Source organism: Nonomuraea indica, assembly GCF_002850745.1.
Classification (GTDB): domain Bacteria; phylum Actinomycetota; class Actinomycetes; order Streptosporangiales; family Streptosporangiaceae; genus Nonomuraea; species Nonomuraea indica.
Map to the genome: position 1 here is coordinate 1 of NZ_PJOK01000097.1, position 4274 is coordinate 4274.

Annotated in this window: 2 protein-coding genes; both read right to left on the reverse strand. The window is 74.2% G+C overall.

Going from position 1 to position 4274, the window contains the following annotated elements; all coding sequences use genetic code 11:
* Nucleotides 1–1757: type I polyketide synthase (locus CXR44_RS38615; protein ID WP_144070253.1), on the reverse strand; the 1757-nt coding region annotated here is incomplete at its 3' end.
* A 6-nt stretch (nt 1758–1763) separates the two neighbouring features.
* The coding region (locus CXR44_RS38620; RefSeq protein WP_144070254.1) for a type I polyketide synthase at nt 1764–4274 on the reverse strand (2511 nt) is incomplete at its 5' end.

A 4274-nucleotide genomic window follows, 5' to 3' on the forward strand; every position in this document is an offset into this window, starting at 1 on the left:
AACCGCGCGCACACCTCATCGAACGCCGCCGCGAACACCGGATACCGCTCAGCCAACCCGAGCCCCATCCCGACCCGCTGCGACCCCTGACCCGAGAACAGGAACGCCGTCCTGCCTTTGACCGGGTCCGCCAGATGTGCTGCGGAGGCGACCGCGGTGAGTGCCTGGGCCAGTTCCTCCCGGTCGCGGCCGACGGCGGCGGCCCGGTACGGCAGTCCCGCCCGCGCGGTGGCCAGCGTGTACGCCACGTCGTTGAGGTCGGCGTCATCGACGATGGAGAGAAGCCGGCTCGCCTGCTCCCGCAGCGCCTCGGGGCTGCGCGCCGACAGCAGCCACGGCACCGGGCCTTGGGCGGCGACGACGGGCTCCTCGGATGGCGCCGGCTGTTCCAGGATCACGTGGGCGTTGGTGCCGCTGATCCCGAACGACGACACCCCCGCCCGCCTGGGCCGGTCGGTCGCCGGCCACGGCCGCTGCTCGGTCAGCAGTTCCACGGCGCCGGACGACCAGTCCACGTGCGGAGTCGGCTCGCCGACGTGCAAGGTCCGCGGCAGGACGCCGTGCCGCATCGCCTCCACCATCTTGATCACACCGGCGACCCCGGCCGCCGCCTGCGTGTGACCGATGTTCGACTTCACCGACCCCAACCACAACGGCCGCCCCCGCCCCCGGCCGTAGGCGGCGATCAACGCCTGCGCCTCGATCGGATCCCCCAGCGCGGTCCCCGTCCCGTGCGCCTCGACCACGTCCACGTCCCCAGGGGCGAGACGCGCCTCCGCCAGCGCCTGAGCGATCACCCGCTCCTGCGAAGGACCGTTCGGCGCCGTCAACCCGTTCGACGCACCATCCTGATTCACCGCACTGCCACGCACCACCGCCAGCACCCGCCGCCCGTGACGCACAGCGTCCGACAGGCGCTCCAGCACCAGCAGCCCCACACCCTCCGACCACCCCGTCCCGTCCGCCCCCTCCGCGAACGACTTGCACCGCCCATCCGCAGCCAGCCCCCGCTGACGGCTGAACTCCACGAAGGTGTTCGGCGACGCCATGACGGTGACCCCGCCCGCCAGCGCGAGCGTGCACTCGCCCCGGCGCAGCGACTGAACGGCCAGATGCAACGCCACCAGCGACGACGAACACGCCGTGTCGATCGTCACGGCGGGCCCCTCCAGCCCGAACGTGTAGGCGATGCGCCCGGTCGCGACACTCGCCGCGTTGCCGTTCCCGAGGAAACCCTCCAGCTCCTCCGGCACGGTGTGCAGCCGCGACTGGTAGTCGTGATACATCAGTCCGGCGAACACCCCGGTACGGCTGCCGCCCAGCGACACGGGATCGATGCCGGCCCGTTCGAACGCCTCCCACGACGTCTCCAACAGCAGCCGCTGCTGCGGATCCATCGCCAGCGCCTCACGCGGCGAGATCCTGAAGAAGTCGGCGTCGAAGTCGGCGGCGTCGCGCAGGAACCCGCCGTACCGGGTGGTGGAGGTGCCCGGCCCCGTCCCGGAGCCGAGCAGCGCGGCGAGGTCCCAGCCCCGGTCGGCGGGGAACTCGGTGATCGCGTCACGCCCCGCCGCGACCAGCTCCCACAGCTCCTCGGGCGAGGTCACCCCGCCGGGGAATCGGCACGCCATGCCGACGATCGCGATGGGCTCGCGGTCCGCCTCCTCGGCCTCGCGCAGCCGACGTTGGGCGTCCTGCGCCTCGGCGATGGCCCGTCTGAGGTATTCGCGAAGCCTGTCCTCGTTGGCGTTCGTCATGCTGCGTCAGTCCCCCAGGTTCTCGACAAGATTGAAGAGTTCGTCGTCGCTGGCGCCGGCCAGGTCGGTGGCCGTCGGCGCCAGTTGCGCGACGAGTGCGCGCAGCCGGGTCACGATGCGGTCGCGGGAGGCGTCGTCCTGCCGCGCGGCCAGCGTGGCTTCGAAGCGGTCGAACGCGGCGCCGATCGGGTCGGGCGCCGCCTGCCGGACCCGCTCGCGCAGGTGCCGGGCGAGCGCCTCCGGCGTCGGGTGGTCGAAGACGAGCGTGGCGGGCAGGTCGAGCCCGATCTCGGTGCGCAGGCGGTTGCGGAGGTCCACACCGGTCAGCGAGTCGAAACCGAGTTCCTTGAACTGCCGGTCCTGATGGATCTCCCTGGTGTCCGCGTGGCCGAGGACCTGGGCGACGTGGTGGCGTACCAGGTCGAGAAGCAGGCCAGCGGCTTCGGCGTCCGGCAGGGCCGTCAGCCGGTCCAGCAGCGGCTCCGAGGGCCGCTCCGCCCTCCGGGTCGCGGGTGAGGAGTCACGCAGAAGCGGATGTGCGCGGGCGCCGCCAGGGTCCAGTTTGACCGGTACGGCGGTGGCCCGGCCGTCGGCGAGCACGGCGTCGAACAGGGCGAGCGCCTCGTCCGTGGCCAGCGGTCGGATGCCGAGCCGGGCGAGGCGCGCGTGGTCGGCGGTGCCGAGCCCCTCGCTGATGCCGCTGGTCTGCGCCCACAGTCCCCAGGCCAGCGAGGTCGCGGGCAGCCCGGCGGCGCGGCGGCGCCTGGCCAGCGCGTCGAGGAACTGGTTCGCGGCGGCATAGCCGGCCTGTCCCGCGCTGCCGAGCACCCCGGCCGCGGAGGAGAACAGCACGAACGCGGCCAGATCCTGGTGGCGGGTGAGCTCGTGGAGGTTCCAGGCGGCGTCGGCCTTGGGGCGCAGGACGGTGCCGAGCCGGTCCGGCGTCAGCGACTCGACCAGCCCGTCATCGGTCACGCCCGCCGCGTGCACGACCGCGGTCAGTGGCCGGTCGAGCGTGGCGAGGAACGCCGCCAGAGCATGCCGGTCCGCGACGTCCACGGCGGCGACGCGGACGCTCGCTCCCAGCCCGCTCAGCTCGGCGGCCAGGTCGTCCGCTCCCGGTGCGCCGCTGCCGCTTCTGCTGGCCAGCACCAGATGCCGGACACCGTGCGCGGTCACCAGGTGGCGGGCGAGCAGGCCGCCGAGGGTGCCGGTGCCGCCGGTGACGAGCACGGCGCCGTCGGGGTTCCAGCCGGTGCGGGGCTCGTTCTCCATCGCGGTGCCGGGCGTGACCCTGGTCAGCCTGGGCACGAGCACCTCGCCGTCGCGGACGGCGAGCTGCGCCTCCCCGGTGGACAGAGCGGCCGGCAGGGCGTCGCCGGTGGCGTTCCCGCCGAGGTCGATCAGCGTGAACCGGTCGGGGTGCTCGGTCTGGGCCGAGCGCACCAGGCCCCACACCGCCGCCCCCACCGGGTCGGTGGACGACGCGCCACGCGTCACGACGACCAGCCTGGAGCGGGCGAAGCGCGAGTCGGTGAGCCAGCTCTGCATCGTGCGCAGCACGTCGGTGACGGCTTCGCGCGCCCGCGACGGTGACGGCTCGCCGGGCCCGACCGGCAGGAGCACCGCGTCAGGCACGTCCGCCGCAGCCGACTCCAGGTCCGGGTGCCGCTCGCCGGCCAGCTCCGGCTCCGCCTCCCCCACGACGGCCCAACGGATCGCCGGGGTGGCGGGAAGCGTGCGCAACGGAACCCACTCGACGTCGAAGAGCGCGTCGGCGGCGAGCATCCGCCCGGCGGCCGGGAGGTCCAGCGGGCGGATGGCGACGGCCTCGACGCCGGCGATCGGCCTGCCGGTATCGTCGTCGGCCACGACGATCGAGGCCTGGTCGGGTGCCGTGGCCGTCACCCGGACACGCAGCCGGGGGGTGGCGGCGCCGTGCAGGTACGCACCCCGCCACGAGAACGGCACCTGCGCCGTGCCACTGCCGTCCGGCGTCAGCAGGTGCAGGGCCGCGTCGAAGAAGGCCGGATGGAAGGCATAGCGTCCGGCTTCGTTGGTCAGTGACTCCGGCAGGGCCAGCTCGGCATAGGTGTCGTCGCCGTCGCGCCACGCCCGCACCATCCCGCGGAAGGCGGGGCCGTAGCGCAGCCCGGCCGAGGCGAGCGCCGCGTACAGGTCGTCCACGTCGACGGGGTCACCGGGTGGCGGCCACGCGTCGAGGCTCCCGGCCGGGGCGGCCGGGACGTCGGTCACCGTGCCCGCCGCGTGCCGGGTCCACGGCTGGTCGTCTCCGGCGCGGGCGTGCACGGTCAGCTCGGCACGTCCGTCGGGGCCGCGGGGGGCGACCCGCGCCTGGATCTGCAGCCCACCTGTCTCCGGCAGCACCAGCGGGGCGTGCAGGACGAGCTCCTCGACGCCCGCGTACCCGGCATGCTCGACGGCCTGCCAGGCGAGTTCGACCAGGGCGGCGCCGGGGAGGATGGGGCTGCCCGCGATGACGTGGTCGGCCAGCCA